Raw genomic sequence first — 22,010 nt, 5'->3', positions numbered from 1 at the left:
TACTCGATGACGCTAGCCACTTTCAGCAAAGGTTATCGACCATGAGAACTCGCAAAATTTTAGCGGCTAAAACCGCGCTCCTGATCTCGCTCGCCATCGGCGGCGGCTCGCTACCGGCTCAGGCCGGGATTCCAGTCATTGACGGGGGCAACCTGACGCAAAACGTCATGACCGCCATCGAGTCGGTGGCACAGACGCTCAAGCAAATTGAGCAGTACCAAACCCAGCTCCAGCAGTACGAAAATCAGCTTCAAAACACAATGGCCCCAGCCGCTTATATCTGGGATCAAGCCACCCGCACGATGAACAACCTGCGTGCCTCAATCGACACGCTGGACTATTACAAGCGACAGCTCGGCAGCATTGACGCCTACCTGGGCAAGTTCCAGGATGTGGCCTATTACCGTGGTTCGCCGTGCTTTAACGCCACTGGCGGTTGCACAGAGGCCGAATGGGTAGCCATGAACGAGAATCGCCGCCTGGCGAGCGAAAGCCAGAAGCGCGCCAATGATGACCTGTTCCATACCCTGAAACAGCAGCAGGATGCGCTGCAAGCAGATGCCCGCACACTGGAACGGCTCCAGCACAGCGCACAGGGTGCGGATGGACAAATGCAGGCCCTAGGCTATGCCAACCAGCTTGCCAGCCAGCAGGCTAACCAGCTCTTGCAGATGCGTGCCATGTTGCTTGCGCAGCACCAGGTCATTGCAACACGGATGCAAGCCGAGGCCGACCTCGATGCGAAGCAACAGGCTGCCCATGCCGCTTCCACCGAATCGCGGATAGCGCCGACCAACAGTCCCAAGAACTGGCTCGAACTGGCCCGCTGACAAGGAGAGGCACCCATGAACAAATTCACTATTCCGATGCTGGCAGGCTTCCTTCTCGCCATCACTGGCTGCGACAACACCCCACCTGCCCCGACCATGCCGGAGGTGAACGATGCCAACTGCCAGATGGGAGAGATCATGAAGATCCAGGACAAGGCAACTCGGGAGACATTTGCCGGGTTGTGCTCGCGCCGGCCGGCAGGCAGCGGCATTGCCCCCACAGAGCAGCCGCTTAACTGGCTGGAGTTGACCGAGCCGCAAGATCGGGAGGGCAACTGATGAAGACCATGACTAGAGCAATCCTGAGCGGCGGGGTCCTATTGCTGCATTCGAGCCTCGCCAGTGCAAACCTGACCAACCAAGGGATTCTCGACCAGGTAGTAACCGATTACGCCACCCGAGCTGCCAGTTGGCAGCACGTGATTATCGATGCTGCGTCGTGGCTGTTCTGGACGCTGGTGGTGATCTCGATGGTCTGGACGTTCGGAATGATGGCCTTGCGCAAAGCAGACATTGGCGAGTTCTTCGCGGAGCTGGTCCGTTTCATCATCTTCACTGGCTTCTTCTGGTGGCTGCTGGTCAACGGGCCGGCGTTTGCCAACTCGATCATCCAGTCATTGGCCAGAATCGGTGAGCAGGCGGCTGGCGTGTCCTCGGTCACGCCGTCCGGCATCGTCGATGTGGGCTTTATGATCTGGAAGCAGGCCATCAATAACCTGTCGGCCTGGTCGCCCGTCGATAGTCTGGTGGGTGCCGTATTGAGTGCCGCAATCATGCTGCTTCTGGCCCTTGTCGCCATCAACATGCTGCTGATGCTGATCGCAGCCTGGCTACTGGCCTATGCCGGCATCTTCTTCCTGGGCTTCGGCGGATCGCGCTGGACTTCGGACATGGCGATCAATTACTACAAGACCGTCCTTGGCGTTGCCGTTCAGATCATGACAATGGTGCTGCTGGTTGGCATTGGTAACGACATGCTGTCGACGTTCTACATCAGGATGAACCAAAACGTGCTCAACTTCGAAGAGCTGGGCGTCATGTTGGTGTTCTGCATGGCGTTGCTGTCACTGGTTAACCGAGTGCCACCGATGGTAGGCGGGATCATCACAGGTTCCGGCATCGGATCTGCCGGCGGCATCGGCAACTTCGGTACTGGAGCTGCGGTAGGTGCCGTTATGGGAGCGGCAGGAATGGCAGCGGGTGCGGCAAGCATGGCAGGTTCAGCCGTCATGGGTGGTGCGGTAAATCTGGCGGGTGGCGGTTCAGCCATCAAGGCGGCGTTCGACAAGGCACAAGCCTCGATGTCGAGCGGGAGCGACATGCCCAGCATGGGAGGAATGTCGAACAATAGTCCTGGCGGCACTGGCACCAACGCCGGCGGTGACGGCAATGCCGGCAGCAGCCCGTTCGCCCAGGCAGCCGGGTTTGGTGGCAGCTCAGAAAGCGGCGCAAAGCGGGCTGTTAGCCTCGCGGCCGGCACGGCGGGCAACCTGGCCAAGGGCATCGGCGCTGTGGCCGCCGAGAAGATCAAAGACCGCGTTGCGGATACAGCAGGCGGTCGCCTGGCGTCATCGCTACGGGCAAGCACCCCGTCGTTCGAGGGTAACAGCCTGGCTGGCAGCAACAGCGGCGAACATAATCACCGTCACGACACATAACATGGGGGAGCAGCAATGGAGTTACCGGATAGCACTGAGAGCGAGCCATTCTTCATTACCGAAGAAATAGAGGCTGAAATGCAGCTGGAGCAAGAATTTACTCCCCCACCCCACGTATCCACCACGAACAGCTTGGAGTTATTCGTGGCTGCAGCCGAGGACGCGCTTTGATCAACAATCTGGGCCATTTCGCCTGAAAGGCGGGGATCACCCCGCCGAATTGCCATAACGCATGCAGTATCATACAGTGACTGCATTGAAGGCACTGGAGACTGCTGGCGATGGCCATGCTGACGGTTCGAAACCTACCCGACGAAGTACACCGCGCCCTGCGCGTCCGCGCAGCCCTGCATGGACACAGTATGGAAGCCGAGGTACGCGAGATCCTGGAGACAGCTGTTGCGCCCGAGGGGCGCATCAAGCTGGGCACTCTGCTGGCCGACATAGGCAAGCAGGCCAAGCTGACCGACAAAGAGCTGGCATCCTTCGGGTCGGCTCACACCGGGCGCTCGGCAGGTACTGAATGATTCTGCTTGATATCAGCATCATCAGCGAGTTGCTGCGCGACACGCCAGCGGCACAGGTCATCGAGTGGATAGATGCCCAGCCGCTGGAAACGCTCTATTTATCTGCCACCACCGTTGCAGCGTTGCAGGCCGCTGTAGCGCGGCTCCCCTCGGAAGAACGGCGTGCCCATGTACATGCAGGCCTGGAGAAGCGGCTACTACCCCTATTTGCAGGGCGGATTCTTCCTTTCGACCAGTCATGCACAAAGGCCTATGCCGAAGCGATAACGAAGGTCGAAAAAGGCGGCAGCGAAATACTCCCGGTAGATGGCTACATCGCTGCGATAGCGGCAGTACACGGTCTGATCGTAGCAGCGAGAGAAACCGTAGCTTTCGAAGCGGCGGGCGTGGACACCATCAATCCATGGCGAGCACACAGCCCGAGCATTAACGCCGCTCGGCAGAAATTTTAGCGGCTAAAACCCGCTTCAGGACATACCGACAGGACGCACATGGCAAAGCAAAAAACCAACAACGGCAACGCCGCCAACCTGGGCTTCGAGGCCGAACTCTTCAAGGCCGCCGACAAGCTGCGCGGCAATATGGAGCCCAGCGACTACAAACACGTTGCCCTGGGCCTTATTTTCCTCAAGTACATCTCTGATGCCTTCGAGGCGCGCCACGCAGAACTCCTGGCCGAAGACCTGCAAGCCGCCGAGGACAAGGACGAATACCTCGCCGACAACATCTTCTGGGTACCCAAGGAAGGCCGCTGGTCTCATCTGAAGGCCAATGCCAAGCGCCCGGAGATCGGCACCCTGATCGACGACGCCATGCGCGCCATCGAGAAGGACAACGAATCCCTCAAAGGCGTGCTGCCCAAGGACTACGCCCGCCCGGCCCTCAACAAGGTGATGCTGGGCGAGCTGATCGACCTAATCTCCGGCATCGCCATGAACGAGGGCGGCGACAAGTCCAAGGACGTGCTTGGCCGGGTTTATGAATATTTCCTTAGCCAGTTCGCTGGAGCCGAGGGCAAGCGCGGTGGCGAGTTTTACACCCCGCGCTCGGTGGTGCGCGTACTGGTGGAAATGCTCGAACCCTACCAGGGCCGCGTCTACGACCCCTGTTGCGGCAGCGGCGGCATGTTCGTGCAATCCGAGAAATTTGTACTGGAACACGGCGGGCGCATCGGCGACATCGCCATCTACGGCCAAGAGAGCAACTACACCACCTGGCGTCTGGCTAAGATGAATCTTGCCGTCCGCGGCATCGACTCCGACATCCGCTGGAACAATGAAGGCAGCTTCCACAAGGACGAACTGCGCGACCTGCGCTTCGATCACATCCTCGCTAACCCGCCCTTCAATATTTCCGATTGGGGCGGCGACCGCCTGCGTGAAGACCCGCGCTGGCAATTCGGCGTGCCACCGGTAGGCAACGCCAACTACGCTTGGCTGCAGCATATTTATTGGCACTTGGCGCCCTTCGGCACCGCCGGGGTGGTGCTCGCCAACGGCTCCATGAGCTCCAACCAGAGCGGCGAAGGCGAAATCCGCAAGGCCATGGTGGAAGCCGACGCCGTGGATTGCATGGTGGCGCTGCCGGGGCAACTGTTCTACTCCACCCAAATCCCCGCTTGCCTGTGGTTTCTTGCCCGCGACAAATCCAACGGCAAGCGTGGCTCTCTATCAAAAAACGGGGAAACCCTGCGCGACCGGCGCGGCGAAGTGCTGTTTATCGACGCCCGCAATATGGGCACCTTGGTGGACCGCACCCGGCGAGAGCTCAGTGATGCCGATATTCAGAAGATCGCCGATACCTACCATGCCTGGCGCGGCGAGCAGGAGGCCGGGGAGTACACCGATATCCCCGGTTTCTGCAAAAGCGCCACCCTAGATGAAATCCGCAAGCACGGCCATGTGCTCACACCGGGCCGCTATGTCGGCGCAGCAGAGCAGGAAGACGACGACGAACCATTTGAGGAAAAGATGCAGCGACTCAGTGCCCAGTGGCGCGAGCAGCAGCAGGAAGCGGCGCGGCTGGATGCAGCGATTGAAGCCAACCTGGGGGAGCTTGGGTATGGCGAGTAAAACTCTATCAGATGTCTGCGATATAGTAATGGGGCAGTCTCCGGCAGGAGAAATGTGCAATACATCTGGAGTTGGCATACCCCTTTTGAATGGGCCAACGGAATATGGTCCACATCATCCAACGCCCGTCCAATTTACGACTGATGCTCGAAAATTTGCAAAAGCAGGAGACCTCCTTTTTTGCGTCCGAGGCTCAACGACTGGAAGAATGAATTGGGCTGATCTTGACTATGCAATTGGTCGTGGCATTGCAGCTATTCGCCATAAATCCCAGTGCAAACTTCAGCCTCTGGTTCGTGCTGTAGTTGAATTTCATTTGCCCAGTCTACTCACACAGGCGACTGGTTCAACATTTCCGAATGTGTCGTCGGGGATGCTCTCTGCTCTTCCATGGCCAGACCTAGGTGAGCATGATCAACGGATTGCCGCCCACATCCTCGGCACCCTAGACGACAAAATCGAACTCAACCGCCGCCGCAACCAGACCCTGGAGGCCATGGCCCGCGCCCTGTTCAAGGACTGGTTCGTCGACTTCGGCCCCGTCCGTGCCAAAATGGAAGGCCGCGAACCCTACCTCCCCGCCGACCTCTGGCAACTCTTCCCCGACCGCCTCGATGATGAGGGCAAGCCGGAGGGGTGGCGATCCGCCACACTAGCGAGCTTCGCGAGCCTGAATCCAGAATCCTGGACGAAGAAGAATGCGCCTGACGACATTCGATATGTGGATTTGTCGAACACCAAGCAAGGCAACATTGAGGGAACCGCTCGGATGCCTTGGTCGGAAGCGCCAAGTCGTGCGCAACGTATCCTGCGCCCCGGTGACACTATCGTTGGTACCGTACGACCTGGCAATAAGTCGTTTGCGCTGATCGGAGACGACGGCATGACAGGCAGCACGGGCTTTGCTGTGCTGAGGCCACTACATAAGCATTCCCGGGATTTCGTCTTTCTTGCGGCGACATCCCCGGAGAACATCGAGCGGTAAACTCACCTAGCTGATGGTGCAGCTTATCCGGCAGTACGCCCTGACGTAGTGCTCGCTTCGCCGGTCACTGTTCCTCCCGGAGAAATCGTCAATGATGCCCTGCGTAGTTTTGCCAATGCGGTGAGCGGCTGGGTTGATGCTGTCGAGAAAAATAAGCAGGAGTCCAAAACCCTCGCACAACTCCGCGACACCCTGCTGCCGAAACTGATCTCCGGCGAACTGCGGATCAACGATGCCGAGCAATTCCTGGAGCGCGCCGAAGATAACGTACAAAACAAGAAGAAGAGTCTGCCATGACCACCCATGATGAAGATAAGCCCATAAAGGCATTCAAGGCTCCCCGAGAGGTCGAATGGCGACCACTTGAGGCAAAACCAGACGATGACGATCAGCAGAGGCGAGCCAGAAATAATCAGGAAGAGCTGCACAATATGTTACTGGGCTCACTCCAGATGCAGCATGTGGTTGTTCTTGCTGGTTCTGGCTGTTCGCTGTCAGCGGGCGCGCCCTCCATGTCTGACTTGTGGGATGCCGTAGTAGGTAAACCGGCAACTGAAGAGGCTAAGACGGCAGCCACAACGGTCAACCATGACATCACCACCGAGAATATCGAAGCGCTATTATCCCGTATTGAAGCCTCTCTCCAGCTGAATGAGGAGGCGGCGCTCCGACAATTTCTGAATGACAGCAAGAGGATCATTCTGCAGCAATGCTCGGACTTTCTTAACGAAGAAAAGCTCGCAGCTCACCGTCGATTCCTGCATCGACTCTCACGCCGTAGGGCCCGCGATCAGCGCCTGAAAATATTTACTACAAACTATGATCTCTGCTTCGAACGGGCCGCAAGCGCACTCGGCGGCATCGCCATTGATGGTTTCTCGTTCACTGCACCACGCCGATATGATCCACGCTATTTCAACTATGACTTGGTGCGCCGTCCGCGCAGTGGCGAGGATGCCAGTTATCTTGAAGGCGTGTTCTTGCTCTACAAACTGCACGGTTCGGTCAGCTGGGCCAGAAAATCTGACGGAACATTGCTCGAAGAGATGAAGCCGACCCCGGATGAGGCCTGTTTGATTTACCCAGCAGCGGGAAAGTATCAACAAAGCTTCAGCCAGCCGCATCTGGAGTCGATGGCGCAGTATCTGTCAGCAGTTCGTGAACCTAACACGTGTGTCGTGGTTGCAGGATTTGGGTTCAATGATGATCACCTTTCAGAACCTCTTCTTGCCGCTGTGCAGTCGAACCCTCATTTACGTCTGATCATTGTTGATCCTTATGCTGAACAGCAGACTACTGGCGAGAACAAGTATTGGCAGGCATTCAACTCTTTGGCATGTAAGGGAGAAGACATTTGGTTTGTTGCTGCGGACTTTGAAGCGTTCAGTGAAATGGTGCCCGATCTTAAATCGCTGACGCCGGCCGACACGTTGATGAAAGCAGTTCAGGGAGTGATTAAGCCGTCATGAAGCCAGCCGACATTGATACCGAGTTTCCTCGCGGATTGCTGCGACCTGAGCTGTTCTTGGGCGTTGCGGCATCGATCACTGCCCGAGCGGTGGGTGTGAATCTTTCCGAAGCTGGTAGGCCCAGCGGAGCGCACTTCTCGGGCGGGCGCTATGGGCGCGGCGAAGTCGGGGAATTCGTTCTGATTGAAGGTCAACAGAGCCTGATATTGGGTAGAATTTCGGAGATCAAAGTACGTGAACCGGAACGGCGCGGTATCACGCGGGATTTTTCGGGTAACACCGATATGGACGCCCTCGGCCAGATTCAGCTGCTGGGCTGTGTGGCCACAGACAGCTTACGGGTGACAGCGGGTGTCGATGCCTACCCCAGGCTGGGCGATCGAATTTACGCTGCACCACATCGTTTTATCGCCTTGCTTCCGCAGCTCATGGAGGTAAGCGGCGCGGAAGTTCCCAGCGTCAGTCTGGAACTGGGGACGATTGATACCGCTCACGAGAGTGTAGTCTCGGTAAAGCCAGAGCGTCTTTTCGGCCGTCACTGCGCCATTTTGGGCGCTACCGGTGGCGGCAAAAGCTGGACCACCGCCCGCATCATAGAAGAATGCCTCCGGCATCGTTCCAAGCTGATACTGATTGACGCAACAGGTGAGTATCGGGACTTCCACAGTGAGCATGTTACGCATCGCCATCTCGGTGTTCCACCAATCTCTGCGGCTCAATCAGAACGGTCATCGCTACCGCCAACGTCTTTTCTAGAATCTGACTTTATTGCGCTCTTCGAGCCCTCAGGAAAAGTGCAAGGGCCAAAGCTTTTAGCCGCAATTCAAAGCTTGAGGCTAGCGGCCTTGGAGCCCGGCCTTGCACGCGACGGTTTGATAGTGAAGGAAAACTCGGTAAAAAGAGATTTTTTCAATGCTATGTACAAGCATGCGGTGGCGGTGAACAACCCAGCGCAGGAGTTCAACGTTTCGCTTCTTCCGCGTCAGATTATTAACGAGTGTGTTCAAGATTACGGGGATACCAAATGGAAAGGAAGAAATGAGGCGGAAATCGGTTATTGCGCGTCATTAATCACTAGGATCAATGGGATTCTTCGCTCCCCAACGATGAGCTTTGTTTTCTCAGATAGCGCCTTCCCATCAATCACAAGCAGCCTAACTTCTTTTTTAAGCGATGAACAACGTCTTTTCCGTATAGATTTGAGTGCAGTAGCTTACGAATTTAATGCACGTGAAATAGTTGCAAATGCGATTGGCCGGCACTTGCTGAGTACAGCCAGAAATGGCGACCTCAAAAAACGTCCATTAGTGGTCATTGTCGACGAAGCGCATAACTTTCTTGGGCGCCATTTAGGGAGTGACGATTATCAAGCGAAACTTGATGCCTTTGAAATCATAGCCAAGGAGGGACGGAAGTACGGGCTTACCGTATGCCTTGCCAGCCAGCGCCCTCGTGACATCACCGAAGGCGTTCTCAGCCAAATGGGCACTTTGATTGTACACCGCTTAACCAATGAGCGGGACAGAGAAGTTGTCGAACGCGCCTGCGGTGAAATTGACCGGGCAGCTTCTGCATTCCTGCCAAATCTTCGGCCAGGTGAGGCCGCGATTATTGGCACCGACTTTCCAATCCCAATGACTATCCAGATCAAGGAACCAGACACCAAGCCGTTGTCAGACGGGCCAAGGTATCAAGAGTGCTGGGGTGCTCCATGAAAAGCACCGAGGCTACATACTCAACCAGAATATCGGCAAGCCGGCAGTCGATCCTTGAGCTTTCTGCGGAGGAGGCCAGGGCATTTTTTCTCAAAGCAGAGAGCTATTGTGGTCTCGATTTGCCGCACTACATTCGCTTTGACGCATTGATTGAGAATACACATAAAGCTCTTGAAGGGAAGGCACTATCTGGCTTGTCCTGTAAGCCACGAGACCATGATGATGTGAATTACACTGTCCTTAACAACAAGGATGGCAAGTATGCATGGCGGCCGTTTCAGCTAATCCACCCAGCTCTGTATGTATCCCTTGTCCACCAGTTAACTACGAACCCCTATTGGGAGTTGGTGAAGGAGCGTTTCGCTACATTCTCTGCGAACAGCAAGATTCACTGCCTGAGTTTGCCGGTTGTTTCTCTGTCAGAGGAAAAAGACAAAGCAGAACAAGTGTCTCAATGGTGGCACTCAGTGGAGCAGCGCTCCATTGAGCTTTCGCTTGAGTATGAGTATTTAGTTGAGACTGATATTACTGATTGCTACGGCGCTATCTACACCCACTCGATAGCGTGGGCATTGCACACCAAGCAGGAGGCGAAGGCAAAGCGAACTAATAAGAATCTGCTCGGAAACATTATAGACGCCCATATCCAAGACATGCGCCATGGCCAGACCAACGGCATTCCACAAGGCTCTACGCTGATGGACTTTGTTGCCGAGCTAGTGCTTGGCTTTGCTGATCTGGAACTATCAGAGAAAATACAAAGCCTGGAAATCAAGGATTATTGTATCCTGCGCTACCGTGACGATTACCGCGTATTCATAAATAACCCACAAGACGGCGAGCGAATCATCAAGCTTCTCACCGAGGTTACGATTGGCCTTGGCTTGAAGCTTAATCCTGGGAAAACCAGAGCAAGCAACGATGTCGTGCGCGCGTCAATCAAGAGCGATAAGCTGGCTTGGATCTTCCGCAAACATAGAGAAAAAAGTCTGCAAAAGCACCTGCTCATCATTCACGACCATGCTACCCGGTTTCCCAATGCTGGCAGTCTCGTGGTGGCACTAAATGAATTCCACAAGCGTATTTCACGCTTGAAGCGCCTACTCGAACAGCCGATGCCTATGATCGCAATTGTTGTGGATTTTGCGTACCGCAACCCCCGCACCTATGCAATCTGTGCAGCGATCCTCAGTAAGCTGATGAGTTTTCTCGATTCTGAGGATGAGAAGAAAGACGTAGCCGAGAAGATCAAGACTCGGTTTGCCAAGATTCCGAATACTGGTCACATGCAGATATGGATACAGCGTGCCACCCTGCCCATTGCCAAAGAAATATCGTATCAGGAACCAATATGCAGGCTGGTATCAGGAGAAGATGTGTCGCTGTGGAGCACCCGATGGATAACCAGCGCAGATTTAAAAAGAGCAATTACTACACCAGTTATTGACCAACCCGCACTTGAAACACTGGAACCAGTGATCCCGATTGACGAGGTGGAACTATTTCTCTCGAAGGAAACGGGGGGTTACTATCAATGATCCCCATCATCTACAACTTAAAGGTGCCAAGAAGGCAGCACACGCTAGTGCAAATAGAGCCAGTGAAATCTGTGCTGGGAGGAGCCCCATGAAGGCCACCGAAGCCAAACTGCTGGACTTTTTGAAAAAATCTCCGCAGTTCATTATTCCCATCTATCAGCGCACCTACTCCTGGAATGAACCTCAGTGCCAACAACTGTGGGACGACATTCTACGTGCCGGTAGTGACGATAACATTGGTGGGCATTTCATCGGCTCAGTGGTCTATATCGAACAGGGTTTATATCAGGTTTCCAGCCAATCACCCTTGCTGGTAATCGACGGACAGCAACGCCTTGCCACCGCCATGCTGATTATTGAGGCGCTGTGCCGCCATCTGGGTGAAGAAGAACCCATCGATGGTTTCTCCGCAAAGAAGCTGCGCAACTATTATTTGCTCAACCCGCTGGAAGACGGCGAGCGTGGCTTCAAGCTGCTGCTGACACAGACCGACAAGGACAGCCTGTTGGCGCTGCTACGGCAAAAGCCTTGGCCGGCCCAGCCTTCCCTGCGCATTCAGGAGAACTTCGCGTTTTTCGAGCAGAAGGTGAAGACGCTAACTAACCTCAAGCCGCTGTGCCAAGGGTTGGCTAAGCTGATCATTGTGGATATTGCGCTCAGCCGCGACCAAGATAACCCTCAACTGATCTTCGAAAGCATGAACTCCACCGGGCGGGCGCTAAGCCAGGCCGACCTAATCCGCAACTTTGTTTTGATGGGGCTAGAGCCCGAGCACCAGACCCGGCTTTACGAGGATCACTGGCGACCGATGGAGGTCGCATTTGGGCAGGAAGGCTATGGCGAGCATTTCGACTGGTTCATGCGCCATTACCTGACAGTCCGCACGGGCGAGCTGCCCAAAATCGGCGATGTATACGAAGCCTTCAAGGCCTTTGCCCGAACCCCGGAACAGTCGGCAGCAGGGGTAGATGCGCTAGTGGCCGATATCCACACGTTTGGTGGTTATTACTGCGCCATGGCGCTGGGACAAGAAACCGACAAGAGACTGGCCGAGGCGTTTCAGGATCTGCGCGAGTTAAAGGTCGATGTGGCCTACCCTTTCCTACTGCAACTCTATGATGACTATGCCAAGGATCAGCTGAGTAGCGATGATTTCATCGCAGCTGTGCGCTTGGTGGAGGCCTATGTATTCCGGCGTGCAGTGTGCGCTATACCCACCAACTCTCTGAACAAAACCTTCGCCAACTTCGGCCGAGCCTTGAAAAAGGATAGATATCTGGAAAGCATTCAGGCGCATTTCCTTGGTTTGCCCTCTTATAGGCGCTTTCCCAATGACGAGGAGTTCAAGCGTGAGCTGAGCGTGCGCGACTTGTATAACTTCCGCAGCCGCAGCTATTGGCTGCGCCGACTGGAGAACCACGGTCGCAAGGAGCGGGTGCCGGTGGATGAATACACCATCGAACATATCCTGCCACAGAACGAGAACCTTTCAGCCAAATGGCGTGAGGCGCTCGGCTCCGACTGGCAGCGGGTGCAGGAGAGTTGGTTGCACACACTTGGCAACCTGACACTCACGGGTTACAACACCGAATACAGTGATCGCCCCTTTGCCGAGAAGCGCGACATGCAGGGAGGCTTCAAGCAGAGCCCGCTGCGCTTGAATGAGGGTTTGGGTGCGTTGGATACCTGGAACGAAGAAGCGATTCAAACCCGCGCCCAGCGCCTGGCCGCTCAGGCGGTGACCGTTTGGCAAGCCCCCGCTCTGTCAGCGGAGACGCTTGCTACCTATCGGCAGGCGTCACCTGCCAGTGTCAGCTACGACCTGAGCGACCACCCGCAACTGGCAACCGGCAGCCCCATGAGGGCATTGTTCGATGCGCTGCGCAAGGAGGTCATGGCACTGGACCCGGGCGTCACCGAGGAGGTGCTCAAGCTGTATGTTGCCTTCAAGGCCGAGACCAACTTCGTGGATGTAGTGCCACAAAAAAGCCGTCTGCGCCTTTCCCTGAACATGGCCTTCCATGAGCTGCATGATCCAAAGGGTGAAGCGAAGGATGTGACCAACCTGGGCCGCTGGGGTAACGGGGATGTCGAAGTGGGGCTCACCTCGCTGGATGAGCTGCCCTATGTCATGGGGCTGGTGCGGCAAGCGTTTGAGAAACAGATGGGTAACGGCGGAGGGAATACGTGATGGCCTTTCTCTCCGAAGCCCAATTGGAAACCGCACTGCTTGACCAACTGACCTCGCTCGGCTTTGCCTGCGCAACAGATGAGATCATAGGCCCGGACGGCAGCGAGCCGGAACGTGATGCCTATGATGAAGTCGTGCTGAAAAGTCGACTTGGTGATGCTGTGGCGCGCCTGAATCCAACGCTACCGCCCGAAGCACAGGCAGACGCCATACGCCGCCTGACGCAATCGGAATTGCCCAACCTGTTGGAAGAGAACCGCCGAATCCATCGCCTGCTGATCGATGGCGCGGAGGTTGAATATTATGGTGATGACGGCGTGCTCACAGCAGGCAGCGTGCGCCTGATCGACTTTGAGCAGCCTAGCAACAACGACTGGCTGGCAGTGCAGCAATTTACGGTGGTTGCCGGACAAGTCAAGCGACGGCCAGACGTTGTGCTGTTCGTCAACGGCCTGCCGCTGGCCGTTATTGAGCTCAAGGCCCCTGGCGGCGAGAACGCCACCCTGACAGGCGCTTTCAATCAACTTCAAACCTACAAGCAACAAATCCCGGCACTGTTTCGCAGCAACGCACTGCTGGTGACCTCTGATGGTCTGTCGGCGCGGGTCGGCTCGTTGTCGGCGGACCAAGAGCGCTTCATGCCTTGGCGCACTACGGACGGTCAGCATATTGAGCCAAAGGGTTCGCCTGAGATGGCTACCCTGATCGAGGGCGTGTTCGAGCGGGGGCGTTTTCTCGACTTGCTGCGTCACTTCACGGTATTCGGGGAAAGCCCGTCTGGACTGATCAAGATCATCGCCGGTTATCACCAGTTTCACGCCGTCAAGAAGGCTGTGATTTCCACGCTAAGGGCCAGTCAGTTCGCGGTTGCTGAAGACCCCGCAGTCTATGGCTTGCCTAGTGTGAAGGACCAACCGCCCGGCGACCGGAAGGCCGGAGTTATTTGGCATACCCAGGGCTCCGGCAAGAGTTTGTTGATGGCTTTTTATGCGGGGCTACTGGTGTTCGAGCAGCGCATGGCCAACCCCACTTTGGTGGTGCTCACTGATCGCAATGATCTCGACGACCAGCTTTTTGCCACCTTCGCTATGTGCAAGGACCTTATTCGGCAGACACCGGTTCAGGCGGAGGACAGGGAACACCTGCGTACCTTGCTGTCTCGTGCTTCTGGTGGGGTTATCTTCACCACGCTACAAAAGTTTTCGCCAGCCGCCGATGAAACGGATTTCCCGGTGCTGACTGATCGCGCCAATGTGGTGGTGATCGCAGATGAAGCACACCGAAGCCAGTACGGCTTCAAAGCCAAAGTCGCTAGCAAAACCGGCGAGATTGCTTATGGCTTTGCCAAATACTTGCGCGACGGCTTGCCCAACGCCTCATTCATCGGCTTTACGGGCACACCTATCGAAGCAACTGATGTCAACACACCTGCTGTCTTTGGCCATTACATCGACATCTATGACATCAGCCGTGCCGTAGAAGACGGAGCAACCGTACCTATTTATTACGAATCACGTTTGGCGCGCATTGAGCTGGATGACGATGAGAAGCCACATATTGATGCGGAAATTGAAGCCCTGCTGGAAGATCAGGACGAGCCCAGCGCCGAACGCACCAAGCAGAAATGGAGCACGGCCGAAGCTCTGGTAGGCAGCGATAAGCGCCTGGCATTGATCGCAAAGGACCTGGTGCAGCATTTTGAGGACAGGGTCGCGGCGCTGGATGGTAAAGCGATGGTGGTATGCATGAGCCGGCGCATTTGCGTGGCGCTTTACGACGAGATCATCAAGCTACGACCAGACTGGCACAGCAGCGATGACACCGCCGGCAGCGTCAAGATAGTAATGACTGGCGCTGCCAGCGACCCTGTTGAGTGGCAGCAGCATATTGGCAACAAGGCGCGACGTGACTTATTGGCCAAGCGAGCTCGCGACCCTAACGACCCGCTCAAGCTGGTGATTGTGCGCGATATGTGGCTGACCGGCTTTGATGCGCCCTGTATGCATACCATGTACATCGATAAACCGATGCGCGGCCACGGCTTGATGCAGGCGATTGCTCGTGTTAACCGCGTATTCCGTGACAAGCCGGCGGGCCTGATCGTGGATTACATAGGTATTGCCCAAAATCTGAAAGCGGCACTGGCGCAGTACTCCAAGCCAGACCAGGACAAGACCGGCATCGACGAAGCCGAAGCCGTGGCGGTGATGCTGGAGAAGTACGAAATCGTGCGCGACATGTTCTACGGCTTCGACTACCGCAGCGCTCTGGATGGCACACCCGGCGAGCGGTTGGCGATGATGGCCGGCGCTATTGAATGGGTTCTGGACAAGCAGCAACAGTGGGCGGCGGCTGAAAAAACACCAGACGCCAAGAAACAGGCTCAGCGGCGCTTTACCGATGGGGTATTGGCCTTGTCCAAAGCCTTTGCCCTGGCGTCAAGCTCCGATGAAGCACGTACGATCCGCGAAGAGGTGGGATTCTTTCAGGCCATCCGTGCCGCTTTGTCGAAAAGTGCGAGCAGTAGCGGTGAAACACGCCAGGACCGCGAGCTCGCTATTAAGCAGATTGTCAGTCGAGCTGTTGTGTCAACGGAAATTGTCGATATCCTGGCTGCGGCTGGCATCCAGACCCCTGACATCTCCATCCTCTCAGACGAGTTTCTGCTCGAAGTACAGCAGATGGAGAAGAAAAACCTTGGCCTGGAAGCACTACGCAAATTGCTGAACGATGACATCCGTTCACGCACTCGTACCAACGTCGTGGAAAGTCGGGCCTTTACCGAAAGACTGGAGGATGCCATTGCAAGGTATCACGCCAATGCGATCACCACAGCCGAAGTACTGCAAGAGTTAATACAACTGGCCAAGGACCTGCGAGCCGCCCGAGAGCGTGGCGAAGCCAACGGGATGACCCCAGAGGAAGTTGCTTTCTACGATGCGCTTTCCGAGAACGAGTCTGCTATGGAAGTCATGGGCGATGTGCAATTGCGGGTGATAGCCCATGAACTACTCATGAGTCTGCGGGATAATGTCACCGTAGACTGGGCGCATCGCCAATCGGCTCGTGCCAGGTTACGGGTGCTGGTCAAGCGCATTCTGCGCAAGTATGGCTATCCGCCGGATTTACAGGATGCAGCAGTGCAGACAGTTCTTCAGCAGGCAGAGGCGCTGACGGGGCTATGGCAGTCAGCTTGATGCTGCATGGGGCCAAGCTGGCTATCAACTGACAAGGAATCCTTGTCAGTTGGACTTGCAGAGGGCCCGCAGTCAGGCTCCGCCATTAAATGACCGCCTCAAGCCCCTTGCGCTCGATCAGGTTCAACAACTTGAGCGACGGCCCGCTCGGCTTCTTGTCGCCGACTTCCCATTTCTGAACCGTGGAAAGGCTGGTGTTCAGCACAGCGGCAAAAACTGCTTGGCTGACGTGTGCCTGCTCACGCAGCGCTTTGATCTGCTGTGGCGGAATTTCGTGCACATCGAGATTGCACAGCGCCTCAAACTCGCCCATACGACGCTTGCTGATCAGACCGGCGCCATGAAGCCCACGCGCTGTCTCGTGCATCTCGTCCAGAATTCGGCTGTTACGCTTTGTCGTCGCCATCACATATCTCCACAATCTCACCAGCAGCCAGCGCAATGGTTAGTTGCCGGTCATCAAAGCCAAGCAACTCCTTTGCCACCTCTTGGAGTACCCTCAACTCGTCCTTGTCGATGTTGGATCGCTCGTTCTTGCTGAAGCCATAGAGGAAGAACCAGCGCCCCGCCATTTTCGTAGCCACGATGGTTCTGGCCCCGCCACGCTTGCCCTGGCCAGGCAGCGCGACGCGCTTCTTCACAACATCGCCACCCAGGTCAGCATCCACGAGCCCTTGACTCATCTCCTCGACTGCGGCACACAGGGCTACATCGGTTAGCCCGGCCTTTTTCATCGAGCGGGTGAAGGTGCGGGTTTTGAAGACTCGTCTCATTGCCAAACCATACCACCACGTGCAATACATTTCCAGTCAACCAGATTCCTGGGGGGCATGGGGAGCTGAGAGATGACTGGCCCAAAGGAAAACTCTTGCTCATGTCTGCCCCCAGCTTCGCATATCAGTTGTCAAGGAATCCTTGACAACTCAAATGGCCACCAGCGAAGCGATGCTGGCTGTACCGAAGAGCAGGTGAAATCGGTACAGTAGCGGTACACTCACCCGTTCTGGCCATCTTCGCAAAATTACGCTAACCTACTGTCACGTAAATACTTTTAGCTTTTCTGGCTTACGGTAGATTACCCCTGACTTTGCTGGGCTTGCAGCGTTGCGTGCAAACTCATAATCCTTTGGTCCTAGGTTCGAATCCTAGGCGGCCCACCAAAACCCACGTACTTGACGCTCGGGGCCAACGCCAGATTATCGGGCAGAGGCTGGTGGCTGGACATCAAATGAGAAGGTGTTGTAGATCCGGTCACTAGGATTGGTACCCGTTCCTCGCCAGCCATTGACCGACACCCTGATCTGGTACTCGGATCCCCAAGTCTGGCGCAGGCCGTCCAGGTAGAAGATATCGGACTTTTCCGACTGGCCGGGCTGCAAGGTGATGTAGGGCGAAATCGTGAAACTGTAACGATCAGTCGAGACACCGGGCACGGAAACCGAGACATCCACCGTTGCCAGCGTGATCGAAGAAGACGCATTATGGCTCTTGAGCATGAGTTGCAGCGGGATGTAAGGCGCCTTCACCGTCTTCTTGATTCCATCCTTCACCACAGTCGTGCTTGAAACTTCCACCTGTGGCCTTGCAGGCACTGTCCATACAGTGAACTCAGACGCGCTGCAAAGCGGCACGACAAACAGCGTCAACAGTACAAACGATAAGACACGCATCACATCCTCCAGGACCCGTTCCGCTTATAACGGCTTCCTTATACCCCACCCCAGCTCCAGCCCGCAAATGGCATCATAGTTCTGGTTGCAGTATCAGTAACCCTGCCTGGCCGGAGGGCGCTGTCGGCATGCCGGCCGTCTTCAATTTGTGAATTATTGCAGTCTGCTAGACCCGCGCTGTCAGGCTTGCGGCACCGAGCATGCCGCCCTCGGCAATGCCGTCCATGGCTTCCGGGCTTTCGATCGGCGCTTCCTCGAGTAGAATCCGCGTCAATGCGGCGGCCGAGAGCAGCGCATCAAAATGGTCTTCATTATCCACGGCAGCGTCGAAGTCATTGATGGTCATGCGCTGGCGCACGAGCCAGGGGTTGTTCCGCAGTTGCACAAGGGCCGCCTGTCTTGCGTGCTCCTTCGTCTTTGCGATCGACAACAACGGAGCAGGCAGGGACTCGGCCAAGGCAAGGCCATAGCAGGCCTTGGGGTAGATTTCAGCGATGACCGGCACGTCTTCGGTCAACAACGTCGCCAAGGTCCCTTGGAATGGCCAAAGGCGGAATTCCCCCAGGCCGGCGAGCCCGATCAGTTCCTGCCAGAGCGCCCGCGTTCCGCTTCCAACACTTCCCGGTAGGCCGCAGGTGACAAAGAGCGGCTTTGCCTGAAGCTGCTTGTCGACCCGCCGGTAAAGCCCCTGGCGGGACGCATCCACGAAGGCCTGCAGCGACCATCGGCCAGTTGGAGGTCGAATGAAAGGACGCTGCGGCAACCATTCTTCGGGTGTCGAGACGGGCTCAAAAAAGTTTGCAGGCAGTGACAAGCCAAGAAGAAAGTCAGCGAAGGTCCGCGGCGGGCAGGGGCAGTGGTCATGCAGGCTTTGCCAGGACGCTGCCGGGAAACCGATTGCCGCGTCGATCCCGATCAATACCGGGCCGTCGAGAGAAGATGCCTGCTCCATTAGATGCGCCAGGCTCCCGTCAAAAGGCAGGCGAGCAATCGTGCGTGACGCAAGCTGAGAGAGATAAGCGGACCGCTTCCGAGCGTCCTTGCCCCAATCGACGGCGATGACATGCACGTTCTGACCCCACATCTTACGGTGACAGTAAATTTAACTTTGGCTCAGCGCAAATGACGAAGATGCCGACCGCTTAGACCACCCGCACCTCTACCCCCTTGCCGCGCACGATGATGCGGCCCTTGGGTCTTGCTGGTGCTGGGTTCGATGTTATTCATGGCCGGCATGCGGTACCTTGTGCGGTATCGAACCAAGTACTGATCGGCTTCCACGTAAACGCCCCAGGAGACTCACCCCATGCCAGAGCCCTCTGCGCTTGATCTGCAATGCCTGTCCGCGCTGCTGCGCGGTACCGCCCGCGAGGAGATCATGCCCCGTTTTCGTCAGGCCAAGACGCAGGCGAAGGCGGATGGCAGCCTGGTCACCGAGACCGATCTGGCGGTGCAGGCCAGCCTGTGCGCGGCCCTGGGGGAGCGCTGGCCGGGGATTCCGGTGCTGGGGGAGGAGATGACCGACGCGCAGCAACGGCAGTTGCTCGGCGACGGGAGCGGCACCTTCTGGTGCCTGGATCCGCTGGACGGCACCAGCAATTACGCCTGCGGTTATCCGGGATTCGGCATCTCGCTGGCACTGATCCGCAATGGTCGGGCGGAGCTGGCGGCGGTACTCGACCCGCTGCGCGACGAATGCTACACCGCCGCTCACGGCAGCGGCGCCTTCGTCAACGACGCGCCCATCGCGCCCCATGCCCCCGGTGAAGCCCTGGGCGACTGTCTTGCGGCGGTTGACATGAAGCGGCTGCCGCCGGAGCGGATAGCCGCGCTGTTTCGCCCCGGCTCGTTCCGCTCGCAGCGCAACCTGGGTTCCGTGGCGCTGGAGTGGTGCTGGCTCGCCTCGGGGCGCTTTCAGCTCTATCTGCACGGTGGCCAGAAGCTGTGGGATTACGCCGCCGGACGCCTGATCGCCGACGAGGCCGGCGTCGTCTCGACGCTGTATGCCGACCATGGCCGCACCCCCACCGACGCCCTGAGCCTGGACAAACGCCTTGCGGTGGCCGCCGCCAACGACACCTTGTTTCAGCGCTGGGTCACCTTCATCGGGCTGCCCCTCGACGGCTGAGCAGCGCTCGCCCCTCCACGAGCAGCCATCCCCGGATGGGTGGAATTCCCTCCGGCCACCCTCAAATCCGGTGCATGTCGGCGGGCGCCATGCCCGCGAACCATCGCCCGAGCGCAGGAACCCAGACCATGACAGAACAGATCAGCGATCAGGAAATGGCCCTGACCAGCGGCATCGCCGCCTTCGAGGCCAAGCAATTCTCGCGCGCCGCCGGACTGCTCTCGCCCTTGGCCCAGGAGGGCAACACCGAGGCCATGTATCGCCTGGCCATCATGGCCCAGAACGGACTTGGCATGGTGGAGAATCCGCTGCTCGCCTTCAAGTACATGAAGGCCGCGGCAGAAGGCGGCCTGGACGTGGCCCAGCATGGCCTGGGCTTCATGTACATGGAAGGCGAGTGCGCCGAGAAGAACCCCGAACGCGCGGTGCGCTGGTTCAAGCAGGCTGCCGCCCAGGGCCTGGCAGGCTCGCAGACCACCCTGGCCATGATGTACGAGGAAGGCCGCGGCGTGCCCCAGGACATGGACGAGGCCCGCAAGTGGTATCGCATGGCGGGCTTCGACGAGAAGTAGACCAAGGCCGGCTGGGGCTGATTAGCGCTGGCGTGGCTGGCGCCGCTGCTCCACGGCGTCGGCCAGCTCCTGCAGCATCGGCACGGTGTCATCCCAAGCGACACAGGCATCGGTGATGCTCTGCCCGTAGACCAGGTCATCCATGTCCGTCAGGTCCTGGCGTCCGGCCACCAGATGGCTCTCGATCATGACGCCGATGATCCGCCGATCGCCGCGACCGATCTGGCCCGCCACATCCTCGCACACCTGGATCTGTTTTTCCGGTCGCTTGCGGCTGTTGGCATGGCTGAAGTCGATCATCAGCTTGGCCGCCAGCCCGGATTTCTCGATCTCCTCGGCGGCGATGTTGACGCTCTCGGTGTCGTAGTTCGGACGATCGCCACCGCGCAGGATCACGTGGGTGTCCTCGTTGCCGGAGGTGCTGAAGATGGCCGAGTGGCCATCCTTGGTCAGCGACATGAACACATGCGGACGCGCCGCGGCGTGGATGGCATCGATGGCCACCTTCACACTGCCGTCGGTGGCGTTCTTGAAACCGACCGGACAGGACAACCCCGAGGCCAGTTCCCGGTGCCCCTGGCTCTCGGTGGTGCGCGCGCCGATGGCGCCCCAGCTCACCAGGTCGGCAATGTACTGCGGGCTGATCAGGTCGAGAAATTCCGTCCCCGCAGGCATGCCCATCTCGTTCAGGTCCAGCAACAGGCGACGCGCCAGGCCCAAGCCCTTGTTGATCTCGAAGCTGCCGTCCAGGTTGGGATCGTTGATCAGGCCCTTCCAGCCCACCGTGGTGCGGGGTTTCTCGAAGTAGACCCGCATCACGATCATCAGCCGATCGCTGAGGTCCTGGCGAATCTCGGCCAGACGCCGACCGTACTCCATGGCCGCCGCCGGGTCATGGACCGAGCAGGGCCCGACCACCACAAGCAGGCGGTCGTCCTCGCCATGCAGGATGTGCTGGATGTCGCGCCGGGCGTGATAGACGGTATCCGCCGCCGTGTCGGTGATGGGATATTCCTGATGCAGGTCTTTCGGTGCGATGACCTGCGTGATGTTGCGAATGCGAAGATCGTCGGTATTGTGGTGCATGTTTCCGCCGAGGCCCAAGGCCTGCACTGTCAATGGCATGGGCCGCAGTATAAACGAGCTTCCAAGGCCATCCGTCTGGAATTATCGATCAGCGCAATCGTCGCTGACGACAAAAGCGGTCGACGCGGGACTCGCCAGCCCCGACAGGTCAGCGCAGAAACTGATCCGGCGACAGCGCCCGGGGATGAGCCCCTCGCACGGCCCGCCGCGAACAGGCGCATACACTGTTGGCCAGCCGTATGGTACTGGAGACGGCGGCAGCTGCGTCATTAAGGCAGGATTCAGAAATAACCTACACGGATGCACGGTAGGGCGGATAAGCGAAGCGCATCCGCCACAGGCCACAACGGCGGATGCGCTTCGCTTATCCGC

Annotated in this window: 20 protein-coding genes; 15 read left to right on the top strand and 5 right to left on the bottom strand. The window is 57.3% G+C overall.

The genetic code is table 11. From position 1 onward, the window contains the following. Positions 1 to 41 precede the first annotated feature (41 nt). From trbJ to F2Q65_RS15265, 13 genes are all read left to right on the top strand, one after another. A complete protein-coding gene (gene trbJ, locus F2Q65_RS15320) occupies positions 42 to 830 on the top strand; it encodes a P-type conjugative transfer protein TrbJ (RefSeq protein ID WP_150094289.1) in 789 nt (262 codons plus the stop codon). Positions 831 to 845: 15 nt separating this feature from the next. Beyond that, positions 846 to 1,109 (top strand): entry exclusion lipoprotein TrbK, encoded by a 264-nt coding sequence (trbK, locus tag F2Q65_RS15315; protein WP_150094288.1) that lies wholly within the window; start codon positions 846 to 848, stop codon positions 1,107 to 1,109. Beyond that, complete coding sequence (trbL, locus tag F2Q65_RS15310) at positions 1,109 to 2,488, top strand: P-type conjugative transfer protein TrbL (RefSeq protein WP_150094287.1); 1,380 nt, start codon at positions 1,109 to 1,111, stop codon at positions 2,486 to 2,488. The genes trbK and trbL overlap by 1 nt, the downstream gene beginning before the upstream one ends. Before the next feature lie 281 nt (positions 2,489 to 2,769). After that, complete coding sequence (locus F2Q65_RS15305) at positions 2,770 to 3,015, top strand: FitA-like ribbon-helix-helix domain-containing protein (protein WP_150094286.1); 246 nt, start codon at positions 2,770 to 2,772, stop codon at positions 3,013 to 3,015. Beyond that, positions 3,012 to 3,467 carry a PIN domain-containing protein gene (locus F2Q65_RS15300; protein ID WP_150094285.1) on the top strand — a complete coding sequence of 152 codons (456 nt, stop codon included), beginning with the start codon at positions 3,012 to 3,014 and terminating at the stop codon, positions 3,465 to 3,467. Before F2Q65_RS15305 ends, F2Q65_RS15300 begins: the two co-directional genes overlap by 4 nt. A 39-nt stretch (positions 3,468 to 3,506) precedes the next feature. Further along, on the top strand, positions 3,507 to 5,087 hold the full coding sequence (locus tag F2Q65_RS15295; protein WP_150094284.1) for a class I SAM-dependent DNA methyltransferase: 1,581 nt from the start codon (positions 3,507 to 3,509) through the stop codon (positions 5,085 to 5,087). Continuing rightward, positions 5,041 to 6,072 (top strand): restriction endonuclease subunit S, encoded by a 1,032-nt coding sequence (locus F2Q65_RS15290; protein ID WP_342782249.1) that lies wholly within the window; start codon positions 5,041 to 5,043, stop codon positions 6,070 to 6,072. Before F2Q65_RS15295 ends, F2Q65_RS15290 begins: the two co-directional genes overlap by 47 nt. Positions 6,073 to 6,120: 48 nt before the next feature. Continuing rightward, entirely contained in the window at positions 6,121 to 6,369 is a 249-nt protein-coding gene (locus F2Q65_RS19535) for a restriction endonuclease subunit S (protein ID WP_170265766.1), read from the top strand. Then, complete coding sequence (locus tag F2Q65_RS15285; protein WP_150094283.1) at positions 6,366 to 7,541, top strand: SIR2 family protein; 1,176 nt, start codon at positions 6,366 to 6,368, stop codon at positions 7,539 to 7,541. The genes F2Q65_RS19535 and F2Q65_RS15285 overlap by 4 nt, the downstream gene beginning before the upstream one ends. Next, positions 7,538 to 9,256, top strand: a complete 1,719-nt coding sequence (locus F2Q65_RS15280; protein WP_150094282.1) for an ATP-binding protein — start codon at positions 7,538 to 7,540, stop codon at positions 9,254 to 9,256. Before F2Q65_RS15285 ends, F2Q65_RS15280 begins: the two co-directional genes overlap by 4 nt. Continuing rightward, the gene (locus F2Q65_RS15275) at positions 9,253 to 10,794 is read left to right on the top strand and encodes an RNA-directed DNA polymerase (RefSeq protein WP_150094281.1); all 1,542 of its coding nucleotides are present in this window, start codon (positions 9,253 to 9,255) and stop codon (positions 10,792 to 10,794) included. The genes F2Q65_RS15280 and F2Q65_RS15275 overlap by 4 nt, the downstream gene beginning before the upstream one ends. Before the next feature lie 88 nt (positions 10,795 to 10,882). After that, on the top strand, positions 10,883 to 12,985 hold the full coding sequence (locus tag F2Q65_RS15270) for a GmrSD restriction endonuclease domain-containing protein (protein ID WP_150094280.1): 2,103 nt from the start codon (positions 10,883 to 10,885) through the stop codon (positions 12,983 to 12,985). Continuing rightward, positions 12,985 to 16,182 carry a type I restriction endonuclease subunit R gene (locus F2Q65_RS15265; protein ID WP_150094279.1) on the top strand — a complete coding sequence of 1,066 codons (3,198 nt, stop codon included), beginning with the start codon at positions 12,985 to 12,987 and terminating at the stop codon, positions 16,180 to 16,182. The genes F2Q65_RS15270 and F2Q65_RS15265 overlap by 1 nt, the downstream gene beginning before the upstream one ends. An 85-nt stretch (positions 16,183 to 16,267) precedes the next feature. Here F2Q65_RS15265 and F2Q65_RS15260 read toward each other — a convergent pair whose 3' ends face one another. The 4 genes from F2Q65_RS15260 to F2Q65_RS15245 form a co-directional block, all read right to left on the bottom strand. Continuing rightward, positions 16,268 to 16,588 carry a helix-turn-helix domain-containing protein gene (locus F2Q65_RS15260; protein WP_150094278.1) on the bottom strand — a complete coding sequence of 107 codons (321 nt, stop codon included), beginning with the start codon at positions 16,586 to 16,588 and terminating at the stop codon, positions 16,268 to 16,270. Beyond that, complete coding sequence (locus tag F2Q65_RS15255; RefSeq protein WP_150094277.1) at positions 16,569 to 16,955, bottom strand: type II toxin-antitoxin system RelE/ParE family toxin; 387 nt, start codon at positions 16,953 to 16,955, stop codon at positions 16,569 to 16,571. The genes F2Q65_RS15260 and F2Q65_RS15255 overlap by 20 nt, the downstream gene beginning before the upstream one ends. A gap of 423 nt (positions 16,956 to 17,378) precedes the next feature. Next, positions 17,379 to 17,852 (bottom strand): hypothetical protein, encoded by a 474-nt coding sequence (locus F2Q65_RS15250; RefSeq protein WP_150094276.1) that lies wholly within the window; start codon positions 17,850 to 17,852, stop codon positions 17,379 to 17,381. Between the two features lie 166 nt (positions 17,853 to 18,018). Then, positions 18,019 to 18,921, bottom strand: coding sequence for a hypothetical protein (locus F2Q65_RS15245; RefSeq protein WP_150094275.1), 903 nt, complete (start codon positions 18,919 to 18,921; stop codon positions 18,019 to 18,021). A gap of 237 nt (positions 18,922 to 19,158) precedes the next feature. On the opposite strand from F2Q65_RS15245, the gene F2Q65_RS15240 reads away from it, so the two are divergent. Both F2Q65_RS15240 and F2Q65_RS15235 read left to right on the top strand, forming a co-directional pair. Next, entirely contained in the window at positions 19,159 to 19,980 is an 822-nt protein-coding gene (locus F2Q65_RS15240; protein ID WP_150094274.1) for an inositol monophosphatase family protein, read from the top strand. A gap of 128 nt (positions 19,981 to 20,108) precedes the next feature. Next, positions 20,109 to 20,552 carry a tetratricopeptide repeat protein gene (locus tag F2Q65_RS15235; protein ID WP_150094273.1) on the top strand — a complete coding sequence of 148 codons (444 nt, stop codon included), beginning with the start codon at positions 20,109 to 20,111 and terminating at the stop codon, positions 20,550 to 20,552. 21 nt (positions 20,553 to 20,573) lie between these two features. Here the strand turns inward: F2Q65_RS15235 and aroG are convergent, their stop codons facing one another. Further along, on the bottom strand, positions 20,574 to 21,638 hold the full coding sequence (gene aroG, locus F2Q65_RS15230; protein ID WP_150094272.1) for a 3-deoxy-7-phosphoheptulonate synthase AroG: 1,065 nt from the start codon (positions 21,636 to 21,638) through the stop codon (positions 20,574 to 20,576). Positions 21,639 to 22,010: the final 372 nt, after the last annotated feature.

Origin of the sequence: Thiohalocapsa marina, from assembly GCF_008632335.1 — a bacterium.
Classification (GTDB): Bacteria; Pseudomonadota; Gammaproteobacteria; order Chromatiales; family Chromatiaceae; genus Thiohalocapsa; species Thiohalocapsa marina.
Note: the sequence above shows the minus strand (reverse complement) of the source record. Positions and strands in the feature narration are given on the sequence as shown.